Raw genomic sequence first — 21,957 nt, 5'->3', positions numbered from 1 at the left:
GGGTGGTCGGAGTGGATCTGACCGACCTGCTCGACATTCCCGGGACCGACGCCGACGCGCTCTACGAGTCGTTCGCGATGTGGGCCGACGAGCAGGGCACCACCCTGTATCCGGCGCAGGACGAGGCGCTGATGGAGCTGGCCTCGGGCGCCAACGTCATCCTGGCGACGCCGACCGGGTCGGGCAAATCGCTCGTCGCGGTCGGCGCGCATCTGTTCGCCATGGCCAACGGGCAGCGCAGCTACTACACCGCGCCGATCAAGGCACTGGTCAGCGAGAAGTTCTTCGCGCTGTGCGAGGTGTTCGGCGCGGAGAACGTCGGCATGGTCACCGGGGACGCGGCGGTCAACGCCGACGCCCCGATCATCTGCGCGACCGCCGAGATCCTGGCCAATCTGGCGCTGCGCGAGGGCGCGGCCGCCGAGGTGGGCCAGGTGGTGATGGACGAGTTCCACTTCTACGCCGACCCCGATCGCGGCTGGGCCTGGCAGGTGCCGATCGTGGAACTGCCGCGCGCGCAATTCCTGCTGATGTCGGCGACGCTGGGCGAGGTGGACTTCTTCGCCACCGATCTGGAGCGTCGCACCGGCCGCAGCACCGCCGTCGTCGCGGGGACCGAGCGCCCGGTGCCGCTGACGTTCTCCTACGTGCGCACCCCCATCACCGAGACCCTCGAAGAGCTGGTCACCACCCATCAGGCGCCGGTGTACGTCGTGCACTTCACCCAGGCCGCCGCCCTGGAACGCGCCCAGGCGCTGACCAGTGTGAATTTCGCCTCCCGCGCCGAGAAGGACGCGATCGCCACGGCCATCGGCGAGTTCCGCTTCGCGGCGGGTTTCGGCAAGACGCTCTCGCGGCTGATCCGCCACGGTATCGGCGTGCACCACGCGGGCATGCTGCCCAAGTACCGCAGGCTGGTGGAGAAACTGGCCCAGGACGGGCTGTTGAAGGTGGTGTGCGGCACCGACACCCTCGGCGTCGGCATCAATGTCCCCATCCGCACCGTGCTGCTGACCGGGCTCACCAAATACGACGGCGTGCGCACCCGCAGACTCAAGGCGCGCGAGTTCCACCAGATCGCCGGACGCGCCGGACGCGCCGGATTCGACACCATGGGCACCGTCGTGGTGCAGGCCCCCGAGCACGAGGTGGAGAACGCGCGCCTGCTCGCCAAGGCGGGCGACGATCCCAAGAAGCAGCGAAAGGTCCAGCGCCGCAAGCCACCCGAGGGTTTCGTGTCCTGGAGCGAGGAGACCTTCGACCGGCTGGTGACCGCGCAGCCCGAGCCGATGGTCTCGCGCTTCACGGTGACGAACTCGCTGTTGCTCAATGTGATCGCCCGCCCCGGCAACTGCTTCGACGCCATGCGCCACCTGCTCGAGGACAACCACGAGCCGCGTCCCGCCCAGCGCAAGCACATCCTGCGCGCCATCCGGCTCTATCGCGCGCTGCGCGATGCCGGTGTGGTGCAACAGCTCTCCGAGCCCGACGCCCAGGGCCGGATGGCCCGGCTCACCGTCGACCTGCAACGCGATTTCGCGCTCGACCAGCCGCTGTCGCCGTTCGCGCTGGCCGCCTTCGAGCTGCTCGATCGCGAAAGCCCCACCTACACCCTCGATGTCGTGTCGCTGATCGAGGCGACCCTGGAGGATCCGCGTCAGCTGCTGATGGCCCAGCAGCACAAGGCGCGCGGGGCCGCCGTGGCCGAGATGAAGGCCGAGGGCATCGAATACGAGGAGCGCATGGAGCTGCTCGAGGAGGTCACCTGGCCCAAGCCGCTGGCCGAGCTGATCGAACCCGCCTTCGAGACCTATCGGGCCGGGCATCCGTGGGTCTCGGAGTTCGCGCCGTCACCGAAGTCGGTGGTGCGCGACATGATCGAACGCGCGATGACCTTCGCCGAGCTGATCTCGTTCTACGAGCTGGCCCGCTCCGAAGGCGTGGTGCTGCGCTATCTGGCCGACGCCTACCGCGCGCTGCGACGCACCGTGCCCGACGCGGCCCGCACCGAGGAACTCGACGACCTGGTCGAATGGCTGGGCGAGCTGATCCGCCAGGTCGATTCGAGCCTGCTCGACGAGTGGGAGCAGCTCACCAACCCTGGCGCCGAGACCGACACCGAGCAGGTCGCCTTCGGCGCCGAGGCGGTGCGCCCCATCTCGGCCAACGAGCGCGCTTTCCGGGTGATGGTGCGCAACGCCATGTTCCGCCGGGTGGAACTGGCGTCGCGGCAGCGCTGGGACGACCTCGACGAACTGAGCCCCGGCACCGACTGGGCCGAGGAGCTGGCCCCCTATTTCGACGAGTACGAAACCCTCGGCACCGGCCCGGACGCGCGCGGACCACAGCTGTTCCAGGTGGAGAAACGGCCCGGGTTCTGGCATGTGCGTCAGGTGCTCGACGACCCCGCGGGCGACCACGGTTGGGCGCTGACGGCGATCGTGGATCTCGACGAGTCCGATGCCGCGGGCGAGGTCGTGTTCGACGAGGTCACAGTGGCGGCGGGCTGAGTCATACCGGATCCGCATGGACCCATATGACGAATGTTTGACGGATTCGTTTTTGGGTACGGGCCGCTGATACTCTCTCCCGGCCGCCGACCGAAAGTTCAACTATGCCCGAATCCCCGTACCTTGTCATCTACCCCGAGCGGGTACGTGCCAACTACCGAGCCCTCGCCGCGCTGGCGACACCGGGCACCCGGATCAGGTACGCGGTGAAGGCGGCGCCGGTCGACGAGATCCTCACCCTGCTCGCGGCCGAGGGCGCGGAGTTCGACGTCGCGAGCATCGGCGAGATCGACCAGTGCCTGCGGCTGGACATAGACCCGGCGACGCTGTGCTACGGCAACCCGATCAAGAAGAGCGCCCACATCGCGCGCGCCTTCGCCCTGGGCGTGCGCCGCTACGCCTTCGACACCGAGGACGATCTCGCCCGCATCGCCGAGCACGCCCCCGGCGCGGAGGTCGAGTGCCGGTTCCTGTCCTCGGCGCCGCAGTCACGCACCCCGTTCGGCACCAAGTTCGGCTGCGCGCCCGCCGAGGCGCTGCGCCTGCTGGTGCGCGCGCGCGATCTCGGTCTGGCCGTCGGTGGCCCGTACTTCCACGTCGGCTCCCAGCAGCTCGACCCGGCCGCCTGGCGGATCGGGATCGAGCAGGCCGGGCAGATCGTGCGCGCGCTGGCGGACAAGGGCATCACCGTCCCCGCGGTGAATGTCGGTGGCGGACTGCCGATCTCCTACGTCGACGCGGCACCGGAGCTGCCCGCGATCACGGCGGCGATGAGCGCGGCCGCCGCGGAGTTCCTGCCCGAGGGCACCGGCCTGATCGTCGAACCCGGCCGCGCCCTGGTGGGCGACGCGGGCACGATTCACGCCGAGGTGGTCGGCGTACGGTTCGCGCCGGACGGGCGGCGCTGGGTGTATCTCGACATCGGCCGATACAACGGTATGGCCGAGACGGAGAACGAGTACATCGCCTATCGCTTCGTCACCGATCGCGACGGCGATCCGGTGTCGGAGGCGGTGGTCGCGGGTCCGACCTGCGACGGCGACGATGTACTGTATCAACGCACGAAGGTCCTTCTGCCGACCACGTTGCGAGCCGGTGATCAGATCCAGATCCTCGACACCGGCGCCTATACCGCGAGTTATTCGTCGGTGTCCTTCAATGGTTTTCCGCCCTTGACCGTTCATGTCTCGGGCGCTGAGCGAGAGTGAGTTTGCCATGACGGCGGAATTCACCGGTTGGCATGTGCTGGCCGAGTTCGGTGGTGTCGACACAGACCTGTGTGACGATCTCGAACGACTCGAATCGGCGTTGCGTGAGTCTCTGATCGCGGCGGGCGTCACCATCTGCGATGTCGTTCACAAAAAGTTCGATCCGCAGGGGGTGACCGTCCTCGCCCTGTTGTCGGAGTCCCACGCCTCGATTCACACCTATCCGGAGTCCGGCGACATCTTCGTCGACGTCTTCACCTGCGGCAGCATCGGCGCGGGCGCGACGAAGGCGGTGGAAGTCCTGCGAGACAAGTTGTCTCCCAAGGGCGTTCGGATGAAGGTCGTCCAGCGCGGCCACGGTGCCGAGAAGATCTACGAGCCGGTGGGCGACGGCCTGACCCGGATCTGGGATCTGCACGAGGTGATCGTGGACACGAACACCCCGTTCCAGCACATGGTGATCGCGCGCACCGATCAGGGCATCTCCCTGTTCTCCGACGACGACCGCCAGTCCACCGAGTTCTCCCAGCTCACCTACCACGAGGCCATGATGGTCCCGGCGTTCGTGCTGGCCGAGAAGCTGGACCGGGTGCTGATCATCGGTTCCGGTGAGGGCGTGGCCTCGCAGATGTCGGTGGCGGCCGGGGCGAGCCTGGTCGACCACGTCGACATCGACCAGCGCGAGGTCGAGCTGTGCGCGCGGCACCTGCCCTACGGCTACACCCCCGAGGAACTGGCGGCGGCGGTCGCGGGCGAGGGTCCGGTGCACGTGCACTACGCCGACGGCTGGGACTTCCTGGCCAAGGCCCAGGAGGCGGGCACGCGCTACGACGTGATCGTCATCGATCTGCCCGACGAGCGCGTCGAGGACGCCCAGCACAATCGCCTCTACGAGGCGGAGTTCCTGTCCCGATGTAAGGCGCTGCTGGCCCCCGGCGGCGTGCTCTCGGCCCAGGCCGGGTGCGCGACCATGTGGCGCAACGAAACCCTCCAGCGCTCGTGGGGACGCTTCCACGAGCAGTTCGCCACCGTGGTCCCCTACGGCAGCGACGAGCACGAGTGGACCTTCCTGTTCGGCCTGAACGAGAAGATCGACGACCCGGTGCGCGGGATGACCGACCGCCTGGCCCTGCTCCCCTACCGCGCCGAGACCATCGACGCGCGGGCGCTCGAGCGTGGCGCGATCGAGCCGTACGCCCTGCGCCGCTGAGCGCACGACGACACCGAGGGCGGCGATCCGGACATTCCGGGTCGCCGCCCTCGTCGTCGGCGGGCCGAGCCGCACGCGCGATTCCGGTGCCGCCGGGCACCTGATCTTGGCACTATGCGAGGTATGACCTCGACATCGTTGTCCGCCGCCGGTCTGATGCCGGTGCGCCGACCGTCCGATCAGCGTCCCCGCCTGGACGGCCTGTCCGCGGCGGGGGTCGCGACGTTCCGCACGCTGTTCGACCGGGCGCCCGCGACCTCGGCCGCCGACTTCGCGCGCCTGGACGGCGATGTGTCGATGCGGTCGTTCCCCGGTGCCGCCGAGCGTGTGCTGGGTCCGCTGATGGCCCGGCCGTCGTACTTCTGGGTGGCGAAGTCGCTGCGGCACCTGGACGACGGCACCGCCGTGGGGCACAACGTCTTCCGCTTCCTCGGCGGCGTCCGCGCGCTGAATTTCGTGGCGACGGTGGGTGATTCGGTGCTCGACGGCCGCGCGGCGGTGCTGTTCGACTACGACGACCCGCGCGTGGGTTCGCGCCGCCCCGCCCGCCGGATCTACGACGAGCTGCGCGAGATCGAACCGGATCTGTGGCTGGGCCCGAGTTACTTCCTGACCGGAACCAGGCGCGTTCCGATGGGCTGGTTCGCCCTCGACGCCTCGGTCCCGTTCGACGGCCCGGCCTGATCGGTCAGTCGTCGTCGACGCCGCGCGCGGCCAGTGCCTCCCCCATGGCATCGGCGGTCCGCAGGGCACGCACCAGCACCGGGGTGAGCAGCGCCGTCGCCGACCACGACACCCCGCGCGCTCGCCGGGCCTCGGCGACCTCGTGCACGATCTGGGCCAGCAGCGGCACACAGCGGATGGCCAACGCCAGCAGCAGACCGGCCCGGTCCGGGTCGACGCCGACGCGGCGCAGCGGGCGCAAGGCCCGGACCAGGGCGTCGAGCAGATCGGTGACCCGGGTCGTCACCGTGACCAGGGCCGCGAGCGCGACCGAGGCGAGCAGGACGGCGCAGACGACCACCGCCCGCACCGGCGAGGTGGTGAGCAGCTGGAACACCCCGATGATCGCCGTCATCCACAGCACCGGCCGCAGCTGGGCCAGCGCCACCCGCCAGGAGATCCGCCCGAGCGCGAACAGGGCGGCCACGGCGAGCACCACGACGGCGACCCCGGCCAGATCGCGCACGAACACCGTCATCGCGACGATGGCGGCGACCAGCGCCAGCAACTTCGCCCCGGCGGGCAACCGGTGCAGCGGCGAGTCACTGGGCTGGTAGAGCCCGATCATCCGACCAGCGTGCGATAGGCGTCCACGGCGTCGACGGGGGTGCCGTCGAAGGCGACGGCGCCGTCGTCGAGCACGATGACGCGATCGAAGCCGTCGAGCAGGGCGAGCTGATGGGTCACCACGATCACCTGCTGGTCCAGCGAGTTCAGCGCCGCCGAGACCCGCCGCGCGTTGCGCAGGTCCAGCAGGGTCGTCGGCTCGTCGGCGATGAGCACCTCGGGCTCGCGGATCAGCGCCGAACCGATCGCCAGCAGCTGTTTCTGCCCGCCGGAGAGCAGGTGAGCGGGGTGATCGACGTGCCCGGCCAGGCCGAATCGTTCCAGGGTCGCCGCCACCTTCGCGGCGATCTCGGTCTTGCCCAGGCCGCTGCGCCGCAGCGAGAAGGCCAGGTCCTCGCCGACGGTCGGCATCACGATCTGGGTGTCGGGGTCGGTGAAGACGAAGCCGACCTTGCGCCGCACCTGGGCGCCCTTGCGCGCGGCGTCGACCCCGTCGACGGTGACCGTGCCGGTGCTCGGCGCCAGCAGGCCGTTGAACATCCGGGCCAGCGTCGACTTGCCCGACCCGTTGGCGCCGATCAGCCCGACCCGGTGTTCGGTGATCCGCAGATCGACCCCGCGCAGCACGGTCCGCTCACCGAAGCGGTGGCCGACCCCGGCGACGACGATCTCGCTCACGCGGCCCGCCCGCGCTCAGCCACGGATCAGCCCCGGGTAGGCCCGGTGCACACCCTTGGCCACGACGGTGGCGATCACGACCTTGGCCAGGTCGCCCGGCACGAACGCGAAGTTGGTCGACACCGCCGCCCACAGGCCCAGATCAGTGCGCAGCAGCAGCCCCACCGTGCCGCACAGGTAGATGATCACGATCCCGCCCAGCGCGTTGATCAGCAGACCGAGCACGATCGGGTACTTGGGCAGGATCGCGGCGGTGAGCAGGCCGATCACCAGCGTGGCCGGAATCCAGCCGAGCAGGTATCCGGCGGTCGGCGAGGCCAGCGCGGTCAGGCCGGTACGACCGCCCGACAGCAGCGGCAGGCCGATCATGGTCAACGCGATGAACACCAGCACCGCGGCGGTGCCCTTGCGCGCGCCCAGCACCGCGCCGGTGAGGATCACACCCAGGGTCTGCAGGGTGATGGGCACCCCACTGAAACCCACGGTGATCGCACCCGGCAGGCCGAGGGCGGCGATCAAACCGGCGAACACCGCGATCTGGGCGAGGTCACGGGCGGTGAACCGCACCGCCGACCGGGAGACTTTCTCGACTTCGGACACCGCAGACATCATCCTTCACAGCTGAATTGAACGATGTTCAAAATAGCAGCCCAGCTGCCCGGAGAGGATTTCGCGGTCGGCGAAGATCGACTAGGATTCGGGGGTTGGAGCAACTCGGAGGGCGATGCCGAGGAAGGGCCATCATGGCGATTGCGCTACAACGTTTCTCGACCTTGATCGCGGCGATCTACACCGCGGGCGACGACCCGGACCGCTGGGAGGCGGTGGTCCGCGAGATCACCGACACCTTCGGCGCGGTGCACACCCAGCTCGTCCTCACCGAGCCCGCCACCGGCGAGGTCTCGATGATCACCGCGGGCGCGGGCTTCAGCGCCCCGCAGCTCGGCGCGCTCGCCGAACGGGTCCCGACCCTGCCGACCGGGGCCACCGTGACCGGCGCCGACCTGTTCGCCCCCTGGGAACAGGGCCTGCTCCCGGCCGAACCTCCCAAACCGGACGGGCTGAGCGACTGTTTCGTCGCCCGGCTCACCGAGGAGGTCCCACCGTCCTGGATCTGTCTGGCCATGCCCGACGCCCGCGCGCTCACCGGTGAGTCGGCCGCGCGCACCCTGCTCGGCGTGCTCGTCCCGCACCTGCGCGGGGCGCTGCACACCCACTCACGGCTGGTCGAGCTGTCCCGGGACCGCGACTTCGCGCTCGCGACGCTGGAGAAGGCGAAATACGGGATCATGATCGTCACCGCCGACTCGGCGCTGGTCTTCGCCAACGCGATGGCCGAGGAGATCACCGGGCAGTCCGACGGGCTCACCGTCGACGCGAGCGGCCGACTCCGCGCGACCGCGGCGGCCGCGCCCGCCTCGCTGTGCGCGCTCATCCGCCAGGCGGCGGGGCCCGAGCGCAGCAGCGGCAACATCGCGCTGCCGCGGGCGTCGGGGGGCAGGCCGTTGATCGTGCGGGTCACCCCGCTCGACGGCGTGCGCGAGGACGGACCCTGGCAGCGCGCGGTGCTGCTGCTGGTGGTCGACCCCGAACACGATCCGGAACCGGAGCCCACGGCACTGCACGATCTCTACGGGCTGACCGACGCCGAGACGATGGTCGCGATGGGGGTGCTGCGCGGCGACGGGTTACCGGCGGTCGCCGATCAGCTGTCGGTCTCGCTGTTCACCGCGCGCACCCACCTGCAGCACATCTTCGCCAAGACCAGGACGCACCGGCAGGCCGAGTTGGTCCGGCTGCTGCTGACCAGCGCGATCTCCGCGCAGTGAGAAGCCTCTTCCTCAGATGGGATGGAATCCGACGCCGGGGCCGCCACGGTAGGCCACGTCGTCGAGGATGCGGGTGAAGTTGGCGCCGACCTGCGGTCCCAGGCAGGGCACCGCGATGTAGCCGTTGACGATGGCCACCAGCGTCGATCCCACGACGACCGGTCCGCCGGAATCGCCGACGATCACGCAGATCTGACTCAGCGTCCAGGTCGCGCCACCGAAGACGTCACCGTAGACCAGGCCACAGGTCTGCCCGGTGGTCCTGCCCTCCTTGCAGGCGACGGCGGGGAACTCCGCGGGCAGTCCGACGCCGGTGATCGTGGTGGAGCCGACGTGGTTCACCGGGTTCACCCGGCCCGCGTCGAAGCTGATCAGCGCGTAGTCCAGGTCGTTGTTGACGAACGACACGGTGCCCACGGTGCCCGCGTCCTGGTTCGCCTCGGCCGCGACCCCGGCACCGGCCGCGGCGCAGTGTCCGGCGGTGAAACCGACCAGCTGACCCGCGCCGTCGTAGCCGATGGTGGTGAGGGTGCAGACGGAGCCGTCGTCGAAGACGATGCCCGATCCACCACCGAGGGCCACCGGGGCCTGTGCGTTCGCGGTCCCGAAGCTCGCCCACGCCAGGACGAGCGCGGCGGCGAGGATCCACCATCGCCGCACCGACACAATCGGGGCACTCTCGCACCGGAGTGCGGGAGTGCCTCGGTCATTCCTCGGCTCGATCATGTGCGGGTCAGACCACGCACACCGGGTACAGAATGGGCAGGGTCACGAGAATCGGAACACAGGTCAGCAGTGCGCCGGGAATCGTGATGAACGGCGACAGCACGACGGGCTGCACTTCCACGGGCACCGGTGCGACGGGGACGGGGGCAGGGTCCGCCGCGGGTGCTGCACCGGCTACGCCGGCACCGAGAGCGATCAACGGCGCACAAGCAAACACCGCGATGGTGGAGCGAATCTTGTTGTTGATCATTGCCATTCCTTAGAACTTTTGGTGGCGGGATCGTCACCTCATCCAGAACAGCACCTGGGAACGGCACGCGCGTCGTTCGAACAGATGAGATCAGAACGGACGCTTGGAACGGATCACCGCGGCGAGGTACTCGTAGTCGTCGGCGCGGGCCGAGGACGCGCGGAAGGCCAGACCGATCGTGCGCCCCGGTGCGGGCGCGGCGAAGCGGGCGACCTCGAGGGTGCCGCGCGCGGTCTCGGCGGGTACAGCCATCTCGGGAATGAGTGTTACTCCGAGTCCGCCTGCCACGCACTGGACCACGGTCGTCAGCGAGGCGGCGCGGGTGTCCCCGACGGCGCCGGGGTGCACCTCGGCGCTGCGGCACAGTTCCAGGGTCTGGTCGCGCAGGCAATGGCCCTCGTCGAGCAGCAGCAGCGGCATCTCCGCCAGCACCGACGCGGCCAGGTCGGTGCGCCCGGCCAGCTCGTGCCCGCGCGGGGTGACCAGGACGAACTCCTCGGTGTAGAGCGGGATCTCCACCAGCCCCGGCGCCTCGCTGGGCAGCGCGAGCAGCGCGACGTCGAGCACGCCGGTGCGCAGGCCGTCGAGCAGCCGCGCGGTCTGGTCCTCCACCACCTGCGGCACCAGGGTGGGCAGTTTGCGGCGCAGCTCGGGTAACAGGTCCGGCAGCACGTAGGGGGCGACGGTCGGGATGATGCCCAACCGCAGCACGCCGCCGAGTCCGTCACCGGCAGCCGAGGCGACAAAACGATCGGCCGCCTCCAGCGTCGCGCGCGCCTGCGGGAGCAGTCGCATGCCCGCGGCGGTGACCAGTACCCGACGGGTGCTGCGCTCGATCAACTGCAGTCCCAGCCCGTTTTCCAGTGATGCCAGGGCCTGCGATAACGTGGGTTGGCTCACAGTCAAACGCGCTGCGGCGGTGCCGAAATGCCGATATTCGGCGACGGCGACGAACGCACGCAGCTGCGACAGGGTTGGCTGATAAGTCTGATCAGTCACGCCTATCAGTGTACGACAAGCAATCGGCTTTACCTTTTAGTACGCTGGCCCCAACCACACCACGAATGAGGAGATGAGCATGGCTCTGCTGACCATCGGCGACCAGTTCCCGGCATACAACCTCAAGGCCGTCATCGGAGGTGACCTGTCGAAGGTCGACGCGCAGCAGCCCGACGATTACTTCACCCAGATCACCAGCGACGACCACGCGGGCAAGTGGCGCATCGTGTTCTTCTGGCCCAAGGACTTCACCTTCGTGTGCCCCACCGAGATCGCCGCGTTCGGCAAGCTGAACGAGGAGTTCGCCGATCGTGACGCGCAGGTCCTGGGTGCCTCGGTCGACAACGAGTTCGTGCACTTCCAGTGGCGTGCCCAGCACGAGGATCTCAAGACCCTGCCCTTCCCGATCCTGTCGGACCTCAAGCGCGAACTGGCCGCCGCCACCGGTGTGCTCAACGCCGACGGTGTCGCCGACCGCGCGACCTTCATCGTCGACCCGAACAACGAGGTCCAGTTCGTGTCCGTGACCGCCGGTTCGGTCGGCCGCAACGTCGACGAGGTGCTGCGCGTGCTCGACGCCCTGCAGTCCGACGAGCTGTGCGCCTGCAACTGGAAGAAGGGCGATCCGACCATCAACGCGGGCGAACTGCTTTCCGCCAGCGTCTGATCCACCCCTTCCCCACCGATTCACCCCAGAGGAGCCCCACTGTCATGAGCATCGAGAACCTGAAGAACTCCCTCCCCGAGTACGCCAAGGACCTCAAGCTCAACCTGTCCTCGCTCGCGCGCACCACGGTGCTGTCCGAGCAGCAGCTGTGGGGCACCCTGCTGGCCTCGGCCGCCGCCACCCGCTCGGCCACCACGCTGCGCGAGATCGCCGAGGAAGCCGCCGACACGCTGTCGGCCCAGGCCTACGAGGCCGCCCTCGGCGCCGCCTCGATCATGGGCATGAACAACGTGTTCTACCGCGGCAAGGCGTTCCTGGACGGCCGCTATGACGATCTGCGCGCGGGTCTGCGGATGAACATCATCGGCAACCCGGGCGTGGACAAGGCCGATTTCGAGCTGTGGTCGTTCGCGGTGTCCTCGATCAACGGCTGCGCGCACTGCCTCGAGGCGCACGAGAAGACGCTGCGCGAGGCCGGTGTCTCGCGTGAGGTGATCTTCGAGTCGCTGCGCGCGGCGGCCATCGTGGCCGGTGTGGGCCAGGCCGTGGCCTCGACCGAGGCGCTGGCGGGCGCCGCGGTCTGAGCCACCGTGGAACCGGGGTCCATCGGCGCGTCCGCGCTGGTGGGCCCCGGTCGTTTCCTCGGGACACGACCGCGTCGGGGTTGGCCGGAGGACCGTGAGCGCGCCGGTAGGCTCGCCCGCATGAACGCACATGATGTGCCCGATGCCCCGGACATCCAGGTCGAGGTCGTCCGAGTGTTCACCGATCCCGCCGGACATCTCGGCAACGCGCTGGGCATCGCCCGGGCGGGCGATGTCGTCGCCCTCGACAAGCAGGAACTGGCCGCGCGCCTGGGCTACAGCGAGACCACCGTCTACGAGGACCCGGTCGACGGAGTCGCGGCCGTCCGGATCTTCACTCCCACCACGGAATTGCCCTTCGCCGGACATCCGACCGTCGGCACCGCCTGGTGGCTGGCCGAGCAGGGCATGGACGTGCACACCCTGCGGGTGCCCGCCGGTCCGGTGGCGGTGAGCCGCACCGAGGGCATCACCTGGGTCACCGCCCGCGCTGAGTGGACCCCGGAATTCACCTTCCACCAGCTGGATTCGCTCGACGAGCTGGCCCTGCTGCGTCCCGACGACATCACCGGCGGCCAGCACTACTACTGGGTGTGGACCGACGAGCCGCGCGGCGCGATCCGCGCGCGAATGTTCGCCCCCGCCATGGGTATCGCCGAGGACGAGGCCACCGGCGCCGCGGCCGTCGCGCTCACCGCCCGGTTACGGCGCGGGCTGGTGCTCACCCAGGGCCTGGGTTCCCAGCTCTACACGGCCTGGGATTCCGACGGCTGGGTGCGCCTGGGCGGGCGGGTGTCCGAAGATCACGTGATGGTGCTCTAGCCGCCGGGCGTTCCGCCGAAGCGACGTAGCCACGGGGGCCGGGCGCCCCAGTGGCCGCGTCGCGGCGGTGTGGCGCCCACGTCGGCGAGGATCTTGGCCTCGAGCTGGCGCGGCGGGGGGCGCTGATCGTCGTCGGCGAGCCGGGCGAGCACGTCGTGCACGGCTCTGACCCGCTCGGCGAAGATCGACAGGCTGTGCGGTGTGGTCGCGGCGAGTTTGTTCTCGATGTGGTGGTGTTCGAGTTCTGCCACCGCGTCGAGGGCGTAGGCGTCGGCCAGGGTCAGCACCGAGCCGGGCGGGCACCACGGCGGGCGGGTGCCACAGCGGGCCAGGCGCTGTTCGGCGAGGCGTTCGATGCCCTCGGCCAGCAACCGGGTGACCATCGGCACGCGCAGGCCCAGTTCGCGGCCGATCGCCCGGTAGGTGCGTCCGCCGTAGTAGGCCAGGACGAACACCTCGCAGTGGCTGTCTAGCGGGTCGTCGAAGCCGAGGCGGGCCGAGACCGCCAGCCACGGCATGTCCTCGCCGTCGTTGCGGTCCAGGCGCAGTCGCTGCACGGCCAGGCGGTGGACCTGGGCCAGCAGCCAGGTCTGTTCGGCGTCGAAGACGGTGGGTTCGGGGTCGGGCGCGACGAGGTCGGCGCCGGTGTAGTCGGGCAGGCGGTCGCCGTCGCGGCCGTAGACCGCGCCGCGACCGAAGGCGAGGTCGTAGGTGGGGCGGTCCAGATCGTGGGTGTCGGGCCGGGTGGCGACGAATGCCGAACGACCCCACGGTGTTCCGAGATCGGGGACCGGTGGGCCCGCGGGTTCGGCGGGCGGCTCGTCGGGTAACTCGTCGTCCTCGGCGGTGACCCACGGGGTCGCCCGGACCCGCCGGAACCCCTCGCGGACAACCTCTTCGGCCAGCCCCCGCCGATGCAGCACCCGCAGGGCCAGCCCGAAGGCCGCCGCGCCCGTGGTGCGGTAGAGCTCGCGCACCGCCTCCCTGCCCTCGGCACCGGACAGGATTTCCGGGGCGGCCGCCGGTACCCCACGCCGCGCCTTTTCGGGACCACGCTGTCCATTCATCGTCGAATTCCTGTCCGCACAACGGCAATTCGCAGCGCGAGCGGTTGTGGATCGGTATTCACCGGCCGATCGCGGCGATCAGCATGAACGCGGTGCCCAGATCCATCACCAGATGGGGTACCAGCGCCGAGGTCAGTCGATGGCCGCCGGGTGGATGGATCCAGCGCAGCAGCCGTGGCCGGTGACCGGCGGTGCCGAGCACCAGCAGCGCGTCGAGGACGAACAGCGCGGCCAGTCCGAGCGCGGGCCACGACGGCGCGCCCGCACCGTGGTCGGCGCCGTGTCCGTTCATCGCGTACAGCATGGCCGCCGCCGCGACGGTGTGGTAGCCCAGCGCGAACAGGTCCTCGGTGATGGGCAGCGCGCCGGTGCGCCACCGGAACAGCCGCTCCGCGAACAGCATCGCGAAGGTCACCGTGAGCGCGACGAGGATGCCGCGCATGGCGTGCGGGTCGCTGGCCACCGGAAAGATCAGCATCACCAGCATCACCAGACACATCAGCAGATGCGCCCCGTCGGCGGCGGCGTCCACCCGTTGTCCGGCGCGCGGCCGGGTCAACCGGCCGACCACGATCACCCCCGCGACGACGAACGCGGCGACCACCCACCACCGCACCATCCCGCTGTCCTGCACGAATTCGGCCACACCCCACCACCTTCGAGTCGACACCCGCCCCACCATGCTCGCACCGACCCTCGGCCCGCGCGGCCGTTTCGGACCGATCCCCACCTGCGGCAACGCCGATCGACGGGCACCATGGTCAGATGAGCGACCCCGCCACGACACCCTGGCTCATCACCACCGACGACCTGACCGGCCCCGAGATCACCGAGCTGTTGACCCGCCATCGCGCCCAGATGGCGGACAACTCCCCCGCCTGCAGCATGCACGCCCTGGACCTGACCGCCCTGCGCGATCCGGCGGTGACCGTGTGGAGCGTGTGGTCGGGCACGAGCCTGGCTGGCTGCGGCGCACTGCGGGAACTCGATCCGGCGCACGGCGAGATCAAGTCCATGCGCACGGCCGACGGGTACACCGGTCGCGGAGTGGGTGCGGCCGTCCTCGACCATCTCGTCGCGACGGCACGACAGCGCGGGTACGGGCGCCTGAGTCTGGAGACCGGGTCGAGCGAGTTCTACGCCCCGGCCCGACGGCTCTATCTACGGCACGGGTTCCGCGAGTGCGGTCCGTTCGGCGACTACGCCCCGGATCCGTTCAGCCGCTTCTTCACGCTGGACTTGGCATAGGCGGGCCCGCCCCGCGACCGACCCCCTCGACGGCGGGGTCGGTCGCGGAGTGGTCAGCCCAGAGCGCGGGCGAAACCGGCGGCGAGTTCGGCGACCTGGGCGTCGGTCATGACGAACGACGGCGAGATCTGCAACGCGCCGCCTCCGGCCGCACGGCCGGAGATGCCCTGGGCCCGCAGGTCTTTGACGAAGGCGGGTGCCTCGGCGGGGTCGGCGAGTTGGACGGCGGCCACCGCACCGAGGCCGCTGCGGACCTCGCTGACGCGCGGGTGGTCGGCCAGCGGGGCCAGCGCGGTGTCCAGGGACTGTTCGAGGCGGGCGGCTTCTTCGATCAAGCCCTCGCGTTCGATGATGGCGAGGTTGGCCAGCGCGGCCGCGGCGGCACCCGCGTGGCCGCCGTAGGTGTAGCCGTGGCGGAACCAGACGCCGCCGCCGAAGAACGGTTCGGCCAGGTGCGGGGCGACGAAGACCGCGCCCATGGGCACGTAGCCGGAGGTGAGGCCCTTGGCGGTGGTCATCAGGTCGGGTCGCAGGTCGAAGCGGCTCGACGCGAACCACGAGCCGCCGATGCGGCCGAAACCGGTGACCACCTCGTCGGCGACGAACAGGATGTCGTGGTCACGACAGATCTGGCGGACCTCGGCGAGGTAGCCCCGTGGCGGCGGGTACACCCCGCCCGCGCCGATGATCGGTTCGCAGAAGAACGCGGCGATCCGCTCGGCGCCGATGTCCTCGATCAGGGCCAGCAACGCCTTCGCGTCGTCCCAGTCGACGGTGCGGGTGTCGGGGACCAGCGTGCCGTAGCCCTCCAGATTGGGTGCCAGCCCGCCGAGCGCGGTGCTCGCGTAGTGCATGCCGTGGTAGGCGAGTCTGCGGCCGACCAGGATGGTCTTGTCGGTGCGGCCCTGCTCGAACCAGTAGCGGCGGGCCAGTTTGGCGGCGGTCTCGATCGAGTCCGAGCCGCCGGAGGTGAAGAAGATCTTGCTGCCCGGCACCGGGGCGATGGTGGACAGTTTCTCGGCCAGTTCCTGGACCGGCGGCTCGGTGAGATCACCGAAGTTGGAGTAGTGGGCGATGGTGCGCAACTGCGCGGCGACCGCGTCGGCGATCTCGGCGCGGCCGTGCCCGACGTTGGCGAACCACAGGCCCGCGGTGGCGTCGAGATAGCGGGTGCCCGCGGTGTCGTAGACGTAGGCGCCGTCACCCCGGGCGACGACGAACGCGCCGTCGCGGTCGACGGCACCCATATCGGCGAATCCATGCCAGAGCGCATTCATGGCTCCACACTTACCCCACCCGGGGCCGCGGCGCGCGCGGACCCGCGCGAGGTCTCAGTCCACGGACCGCCGATCGCGCCATCGCGCGGGCAGATCACCCAGCGACGCCATGGCTACCGCCAACACCGCGAAGACCAGGGTCAGCACGACCAGCCCGATCGCCATCGACAGATACCCCTGGCCGCGCGGGTCGATGAACGGATACGGATACCAGTCGACGATCGGTCCACGGATCAGGCTGTAGACGCCGAAGAGCAGCGGGAAGATCAGCCACTGGCCGACCAGCGCCGGGCTGGGCCGCAACCGGTGCGGCGCGGCCACCAGTATCCAGTCCAGGACCAGCACCAGGGGCAGGTACCGGTGCATCACATCGTTGATCCATTTGTCGTTGAGCATCACGTCGATGCGCGCGAGCAGCACCGCGTAGACGACCATGGTGATCAGCATGTACAGCGTCGCCGCGCCCCGGAACACCTGCCAGCCGCGTCCACCTGGTGCGAGCAACCCACCGACGAGCAGTGCGATCACCCCGAGGATGTTCGACTCGATGGTGAAGTAGCTCAGGTAGTTGGCGAGGGAGAACTCCGCCGACCCGAGATTGCGGAGCGGAATCCACAGCAGGGCCACCGCTCCGAGGGTCCCGAAGCCGATCCGGACGATCCTGATCCACCACGCCGCGCCCGCCGCTGTGCTCATACCGGGATCGTCGCACGCGCACACCGCCGCACGGCCATGACACGGCGCGCGTCGCGCCACACCGAGCGCACCGATCCCCGCCGTGGTGTGTCGTTGCTCTCGCCGACGCGGTCCGGCGACCGACGCGACGGAAAACCGCTGGCGGGCTTCGCTAGGCTGACAGGTGCAATGACCAGGACAGCTAGCACCGGTACCCGCGCGCTGCGCACCCGCCTGGCGGAGGTCTCGCTGCGCGACGAACACCGGCTCCAGCGCAAGCTCGACCGGGCGCGCCCCGACGACCTACCCGCCCTCGAGGCCGAGATCGCCGCCGCCGCGACCCGCGTGGCCAACCGCCGCGCGGCGGTCCCGTCGATCACCTACCCCGAGCAACTGCCGGTCTCCGCGCGCCGCGACGACATCGCCGCCGCCATCGCCGCGCACCAGGTGGTGATCGTGGCGGGTGAGACCGGCTCGGGCAAGACCACCCAGATCCCGAAGATCTGCCTCGAGTTGGGCCGCGGCGTGCGCGGCACCATCGGGCACACCCAGCCGCGCCGCCTGGCCGCGCGCACCGTCGCCGAGCGTATCGCCGAGGAACTGGGCACCGAGTTGGGCGATGTGGTGGGCTACACCGTCCGGTTCACCGATCAGGCCTCCGACCGCACCCTGGTCAAGCTGATGACCGACGGCATCCTGCTCGCCGAGATCCAGCGCGACCGGATGCTGCGCCGCTACGACACGATCATCATCGACGAGGCGCACGAGCGCAGCCTCAATATCGACTTCCTGCTCGGCTATCTGAAGCAGTTGCTGCCCAAGCGGCCCGATCTCAAGGTGATCATCACCTCCGCGACCATCGACCCGGAGCTGTTCGCGCGGCACTTCGCCGACGCCGAGGGCACGCCCGCGCCGATCGTGGAGGTCTCGGGTCGGTCCTATCCGGTGGAGCTGCGGTATCGGCCGCTGTCGCTGGAACTGCCGGGCCTCGAGGACGACGAGGACACCCGCGTGGTGGACCGCGATCCCACCGACGCCATCGCCGACGCGGTCACCGAACTGTTCGCCGAGGGCGACGGTGACGTGCTGGTGTTCCTGTCCGGCGAACGCGAGATCCGCGACACCGCCGACGCGCTGCGCGATCTGCGACTGCCGCGCACCGAGGTGGTTCCGCTCTACGCGCGGCTCTCGGCCGCCGAACAGCATCGGGTGTTCACCCCCCACACCGGCCGCCGGGTGGTGCTGGCCACCAATGTCGCCGAGACCTCGCTGACCGTGCCGGGTATCCGCTACGTGGTCGATCCCGGCACCGCGCGGATCTCGCGGTATTCGATGCGCACCAAGGTGCAGCGGCTGCCGATCGAACCGGTGTCGCAGGCCTCGGCCCGGCAGCGTTCGGGTCGCTGTGGTCGTGTCGCCGACGGCATCGCCATCCGGTTGTACTCCGAGGACGACTTCGCATCGCGGCCCGCGTTCACCGAACCGGAGATCCTGCGCACCAATCTGGCCGCGGTCATCCTGCAGATGACCGCGCTGGGCCTGGGTGACATCGAGAGTTTCCCGTTCGTCGAGGCGCCGGACCGCCGCGCCATCCGCGATGGCATCGCCCTGCTCGAGGAACTCGGCGCGCTGGCGCACGGCAGCGCGAAGGCCGTCGACGGCGAGGCCCACTCGGGCGGGCATCTCACCTTGACGCCGATCGGGCGCGAGATGGCGCAGCTGCCCGTGGATCCGCGGATGGCGCGAATGTTGGTGGAGGCCTACCGCGCCGGATGCCTGGACGAGGTGCTGGTGATCGTGGCCGCGCTGTCCATCCAGGACGTGCGCGAACGGCCGGTCGAACACCAGCATGCCGCCGACACCCAGCACGCCCGCTTCACCGTCGACGGCTCGGATTTCCTGGCCTACCTGCGCCTGTGGGACTACCTGACCGAGCAGCGCAAGTCGTTGTCGTCCAACCAGTTCCGCCGCATGTGCCGCGACGAGTTCCTGCACTACCTGCGCATCCGCGAATGGCAGGACCTGCACGGCCAGCTGCGCACCATCACCCGCGGGCTGGGTTGGAACGACACGAGCTCGGCACGCGGAACCGGCGAGTCCGATCACGCGACCTCGAACGGTGACCGCGGGCGACGGGGGCGGCGTAATCCCGAACGGGCACTGCCGCAGTCGGACACCGAGACTCCCGCCGGGGCCGACGGCGGACAGGGGCGCGGTTCGCGACGACGACGTGGCGGCGACCGGGCACAGCGCGCGGCGCAAGACGCGAAAGCTCCGGCGGCACAGGGCGTGCGGGGCGTGAAGGCCTCGGCGGCGAAGGCCGCTCAGACGGTGGACGACGCCGAGGCGGCTATGCCGTGGCCCGCCGCGCAGATCCACCAGGCGCTGCTGGCGGGCATGCTCTCCCACATCGGCGTGCGCGAGGCGGAGTCGCGCGAGTTCCTGGGCGCGCGCAACGCGAAGTTCATGATCTTCCCCGGGTCGTCGCTGGCCAAGAAGCCGCCGCGCTGGGTGATGGCCGCCGAGCTGGTGGAGACCTCCCGACTGTGGGGCCGGATCACCGCGAAGGTCGAACCCGAGTGGGCCGAGCGGCTCGCGGGCGATCTGGTGAAACGCACCTACTCCGAACCACATTGGTCGGCCAAGCGTGGTGCGGCGCGCGCCTACGAGCGGGCCACGCTCTACGGCGTGCCGCTGGTGACCGGCCGTCCCGTCGACTACGGCCGCATCGATCCCGAGCTCTCGCGCGAACTGTTCCTGCGCCATGCCCTGGTGCAGGGCGAATGGCAGACCCGACACGGCTTCTTCGCCCGCAACCGTGCCCTGATCGATGACGTCGCCGATCTCGAGCACCGGGCCCGCCGTCGCGACATCCTCGTCGACGACGAGGTGCTCTTCGAGTTCTACGACCAGCGCGTCCCGGCCGATATCGTCTCGGTGCGCCACTTCGACAGCTGGTGGCGCAAGGCCGAACGCGACGATCCGACGCTGCTGGACTTCTCGACCGAGACGGTCACCAATGCCGGTGCCGCCGCGCTGGATCCGACCGATTTCCCCGACGCGTGGCGCCAGGGCGAACTCAGCTTCCCGCTCACCTACCAGTTCGAACCCGGTCAGGACGACGACGGCGTCACCGTGCGGATCCCGGTCGAACAGCTCGCGCATGTGCGCGCGGTCGGCTTCGACTGGCTGGTACCGGGTCTGCGTGAGGAACTGGCCGCCGCCTTCATCAAGACCCTGCCCAAGACCCTGCGCCGCGCCGTCGTTCCGGCCCCGGACTTCGCCGCGGCGGCCCTGCGCGGGCTCACTCCCCGCGCCGAACCGCTGCGCACCGGCCTGTCCCGGGAGCTCTCGCGGCTGGGTTCGGTGACCATCACCGCCGAGGACCTGTCCCCCACCGCACTGCCAGATCATCTGCGGATGACCTTCGCCGCGGTCGATGGCGCGGGCCGGGTGCTCGCCAAGAGCAAGAATCTGGCCCAGTTGAAAGCCCGGCTGGCCGAGCAGGTTTCGGCCTCGGTGGCCCGTGCCACCGCGGGTGCCGAGCGCGCGCCCGCCACGGTGTGGACCTCCGAATCATTGGGCGCGGTGGCCGAGACCGTGCGTCGTGAAGTGGCCGGGCAGACCGTCACCGGCTATCCGGCGCTGGTTCCCGAGGGTGCGGGCGTCGCGGTGCGGGTGCTCAGTTCGCCGGGCGAACAGGCCGCCGCCATGCGCGCCGGGGTGCGAACCCTGCTGCTGGCCGCGATTCCCACCTCCACCCGCGCGGTCACCTCCGGGCTGCCCGCGGCCGACCGGTTGGCACTGAGCCAGAACCCCGACGGGTCCCTCGACAAGCTCGTCGAGGACTGTCGGATCGCCGCCGCCGACGAACTCATCGCCGAGGCGGGCGGGCCCGTGCGCAGCCCCGAGAAGTTCGACGAACTCGTGGCCGCCGTGCGACCGCGGCTCGCCGGAGCCGTCGGCAGTCTGATCCGCACGGTCGCGCCGGTGCTGTCGGCGGCGCACCGGGCCCGCGCGGCGCTGGCCGAGACCACCGAGACCGATATCGCCGAGGACGTGCGCCATCAGCTCGACGACCTGCTGTTCCCCGGCTTCGTCGCCGAGTGGGGCCGGGCGCGGCTGCGCGAACTCCCGCGCTATCTGCTCGCCGCGGCGCAACGCCTGGAATCACTGCCGGGCTCGGCCGTACGCGATCGACAGGGCATGGTCGAGGTGGACCGGATGCTGGCCGCCTACGACAAGCTGGTGCGGAGTCTGCCCGAGAACCGCAAGCACGCGCGCGATGTCACCGAGATCTGGTGGATGATCGAGGAACTGCGGGTGAGCCTGTTCGCGCAGAAGCTGGGCACCCCGTATCCGGTGTCGGCCAAACGGATCGAGAAGGCGATCGGCGCGATCCGGCGGTGAGCGGGGTCAGTCGGCGGCGACCGCGGCGGCCCGCGCGGCGCGCATCTCGGTGATCTCGCGTTCGAAATCCTCGGCGCTGGTGAAGGATCGGTACACCGAGGCGAAGCGCAGATAGGCGACCTCGTCCAGGTCGCGCAGCGGGCCGAGGATGGCCAGGCCGACCTCGTGGCTGGGGACCTCCGGGGAACCCTTGGCGCGCACCGCGTCCTCGACCTGCTGGGCCAGCAGGTTCAGCGCGTCGTCGTCGACCTCGCGTCCCTGGCAGGCGCGCCGGACACCGACGATGACCTTCTCGCGGCTGAACGGCTCGGTGACGCCGCTACGCTTGACCACCGACAGGATCGCGGTCTCGACGGTGGTGAACCGGCGACCGCAGGCCGGGCAGGATCGACGGCGGCGGATGGCCGTGCCCTCCTCGGCTTCCCGCGAGTCGACGACGCGCGAGTCGGGGTGTCGGCAGTACGGGCAATGCATCCGAGGGTTCCTTCGTCGAGGCGCACTCCATGG

General features: G+C 70.0%; 21 protein-coding genes. 10 read left to right on the top strand and 11 right to left on the bottom strand.

All coding sequences use genetic code 11. The features are described 5' to 3' along the window. The first annotated feature begins 11 nt into the window (after positions 1-11). From QC180_RS18615 to QC180_RS18600, 4 genes are all read left to right on the top strand, one after another. On the top strand, positions 12-2,510 hold the full coding sequence (locus QC180_RS18615) for a DEAD/DEAH box helicase (protein WP_278264016.1): 2,499 nt from the start codon (positions 12-14) through the stop codon (positions 2,508-2,510). Between the two features lie 104 nt (positions 2,511-2,614). After that, on the top strand, positions 2,615-3,718 hold the full coding sequence (locus QC180_RS18610) for a type III PLP-dependent enzyme (protein ID WP_278264015.1): 1,104 nt from the start codon (positions 2,615-2,617) through the stop codon (positions 3,716-3,718). Positions 3,719-3,725: 7 nt separating this feature from the next. Beyond that, on the top strand, positions 3,726-4,928 hold the full coding sequence (gene speD, locus QC180_RS18605; RefSeq protein ID WP_278264014.1) for an adenosylmethionine decarboxylase: 1,203 nt from the start codon (positions 3,726-3,728) through the stop codon (positions 4,926-4,928). 123 nt (positions 4,929-5,051) lie between these two features. After that, positions 5,052-5,612 (top strand): hypothetical protein, encoded by a 561-nt coding sequence (locus tag QC180_RS18600; RefSeq protein WP_278264013.1) that lies wholly within the window; start codon positions 5,052-5,054, stop codon positions 5,610-5,612. Between the two features lie 4 nt (positions 5,613-5,616). Here QC180_RS18600 and QC180_RS18595 read toward each other — a convergent pair whose 3' ends face one another. The 3 genes from QC180_RS18595 to QC180_RS18585 are packed head-to-tail and all read right to left on the bottom strand — an operon-like array spanning position 5,617 to position 7,505. Next, positions 5,617-6,219: an energy-coupling factor transporter transmembrane component T family protein gene (locus QC180_RS18595; protein WP_278264012.1), complete on the bottom strand. Its 603-nt coding sequence runs from the start codon at positions 6,217-6,219 to the stop codon at positions 5,617-5,619. Continuing rightward, on the bottom strand, positions 6,216-6,896 hold the full coding sequence (locus QC180_RS18590) for an energy-coupling factor ABC transporter ATP-binding protein (RefSeq protein WP_278264011.1): 681 nt from the start codon (positions 6,894-6,896) through the stop codon (positions 6,216-6,218). Before QC180_RS18590 ends, QC180_RS18595 begins: the two co-directional genes overlap by 4 nt. A 15-nt stretch (positions 6,897-6,911) precedes the next feature. Next, the gene (locus tag QC180_RS18585) at positions 6,912-7,505 is read right to left on the bottom strand and encodes a biotin transporter BioY (RefSeq protein ID WP_278264102.1); all 594 of its coding nucleotides are present in this window, start codon (positions 7,503-7,505) and stop codon (positions 6,912-6,914) included. Between the two features lie 134 nt (positions 7,506-7,639). On the opposite strand from QC180_RS18585, the gene QC180_RS18580 reads away from it, so the two are divergent. Continuing rightward, a complete protein-coding gene (locus tag QC180_RS18580) occupies positions 7,640-8,725 on the top strand; it encodes a helix-turn-helix transcriptional regulator (protein ID WP_278264010.1) in 1,086 nt (361 codons plus the stop codon). Between the two features lie 12 nt (positions 8,726-8,737). Here QC180_RS18580 and QC180_RS18575 read toward each other — a convergent pair whose 3' ends face one another. From QC180_RS18575 to QC180_RS18565, 3 genes are all read right to left on the bottom strand, one after another. Next, positions 8,738-9,385, bottom strand: coding sequence for a chymotrypsin family serine protease (locus QC180_RS18575; protein WP_474646475.1), 648 nt, complete (start codon positions 9,383-9,385; stop codon positions 8,738-8,740). Positions 9,386-9,458: 73 nt separating this feature from the next. Beyond that, positions 9,459-9,701, bottom strand: coding sequence for a hypothetical protein (locus QC180_RS18570; RefSeq protein ID WP_278264009.1), 243 nt, complete (start codon positions 9,699-9,701; stop codon positions 9,459-9,461). Positions 9,702-9,791: 90 nt separating this feature from the next. After that, entirely contained in the window at positions 9,792-10,700 is a 909-nt protein-coding gene (locus QC180_RS18565) for a hydrogen peroxide-inducible genes activator (protein ID WP_278264008.1), read from the bottom strand. A gap of 79 nt (positions 10,701-10,779) precedes the next feature. On the opposite strand from QC180_RS18565, the gene QC180_RS18560 reads away from it, so the two are divergent. The 3 genes from QC180_RS18560 to QC180_RS18550 all read left to right on the top strand — a co-directional run bounded on the left by QC180_RS18560 (position 10,780) and on the right by QC180_RS18550 (position 12,773). Further along, entirely contained in the window at positions 10,780-11,367 is a 588-nt protein-coding gene (locus tag QC180_RS18560) for a peroxiredoxin (RefSeq protein ID WP_019048020.1), read from the top strand. A 44-nt stretch (positions 11,368-11,411) separates the two neighbouring features. Next, on the top strand, positions 11,412-11,951 hold the full coding sequence (gene ahpD / locus QC180_RS18555) for an alkylhydroperoxidase, AhpD family (protein WP_278264007.1): 540 nt from the start codon (positions 11,412-11,414) through the stop codon (positions 11,949-11,951). A gap of 120 nt (positions 11,952-12,071) precedes the next feature. Continuing rightward, the gene (locus tag QC180_RS18550; protein WP_278264006.1) at positions 12,072-12,773 is read left to right on the top strand and encodes a PhzF family phenazine biosynthesis protein; all 702 of its coding nucleotides are present in this window, start codon (positions 12,072-12,074) and stop codon (positions 12,771-12,773) included. Here the strand turns inward: QC180_RS18550 and QC180_RS18545 are convergent. After that, positions 12,770-13,840: an RskA family anti-sigma factor gene (locus QC180_RS18545; protein ID WP_278264005.1), complete on the bottom strand. Its 1,071-nt coding sequence runs from the start codon at positions 13,838-13,840 to the stop codon at positions 12,770-12,772. The genes QC180_RS18550 and QC180_RS18545 overlap by 4 nt on opposite strands. A gap of 58 nt (positions 13,841-13,898) precedes the next feature. After that, positions 13,899-14,486 (bottom strand): DUF5134 domain-containing protein, encoded by a 588-nt coding sequence (locus QC180_RS18540; RefSeq protein WP_278264004.1) that lies wholly within the window; start codon positions 14,484-14,486, stop codon positions 13,899-13,901. Between the two features lie 119 nt (positions 14,487-14,605). On the opposite strand from QC180_RS18540, the gene QC180_RS18535 reads away from it, so the two are divergent. Beyond that, positions 14,606-15,088, top strand: a complete 483-nt coding sequence (locus QC180_RS18535) for a GNAT family N-acetyltransferase (protein WP_278264003.1) — start codon at positions 14,606-14,608, stop codon at positions 15,086-15,088. Positions 15,089-15,141: 53 nt separating this feature from the next. Here QC180_RS18535 and QC180_RS18530 read toward each other — a convergent pair whose 3' ends face one another. Continuing rightward, the gene (locus QC180_RS18530; RefSeq protein ID WP_278264002.1) at positions 15,142-16,365 is read right to left on the bottom strand and encodes an aminotransferase family protein; all 1,224 of its coding nucleotides are present in this window, start codon (positions 16,363-16,365) and stop codon (positions 15,142-15,144) included. A 54-nt stretch (positions 16,366-16,419) separates the two neighbouring features. Continuing rightward, complete coding sequence (locus QC180_RS18525) at positions 16,420-17,061, bottom strand: Pr6Pr family membrane protein (protein WP_278264001.1); 642 nt, start codon at positions 17,059-17,061, stop codon at positions 16,420-16,422. A gap of 168 nt (positions 17,062-17,229) precedes the next feature. Between QC180_RS18525 and hrpA the strand changes: the two genes are divergently transcribed. After that, positions 17,230-21,450, top strand: a complete 4,221-nt coding sequence (hrpA, locus tag QC180_RS18520; protein ID WP_278264000.1) for an ATP-dependent RNA helicase HrpA — start codon at positions 17,230-17,232, stop codon at positions 21,448-21,450. A gap of 6 nt (positions 21,451-21,456) precedes the next feature. Here hrpA and nrdR read toward each other — a convergent pair whose 3' ends face one another. Further along, the gene (nrdR, locus tag QC180_RS18515; protein WP_278263999.1) at positions 21,457-21,924 is read right to left on the bottom strand and encodes a transcriptional regulator NrdR; all 468 of its coding nucleotides are present in this window, start codon (positions 21,922-21,924) and stop codon (positions 21,457-21,459) included. Between the last annotated feature and the right edge of the window lie 33 nt (positions 21,925-21,957).

It is taken from the genome of Nocardia anocheti (assembly GCF_029675105.1).
Taxonomy (GTDB): Bacteria; Actinomycetota; Actinomycetes; order Mycobacteriales; family Mycobacteriaceae; genus Nocardia.
This window is presented reverse-complemented; position numbering and strand designations above follow the sequence as displayed.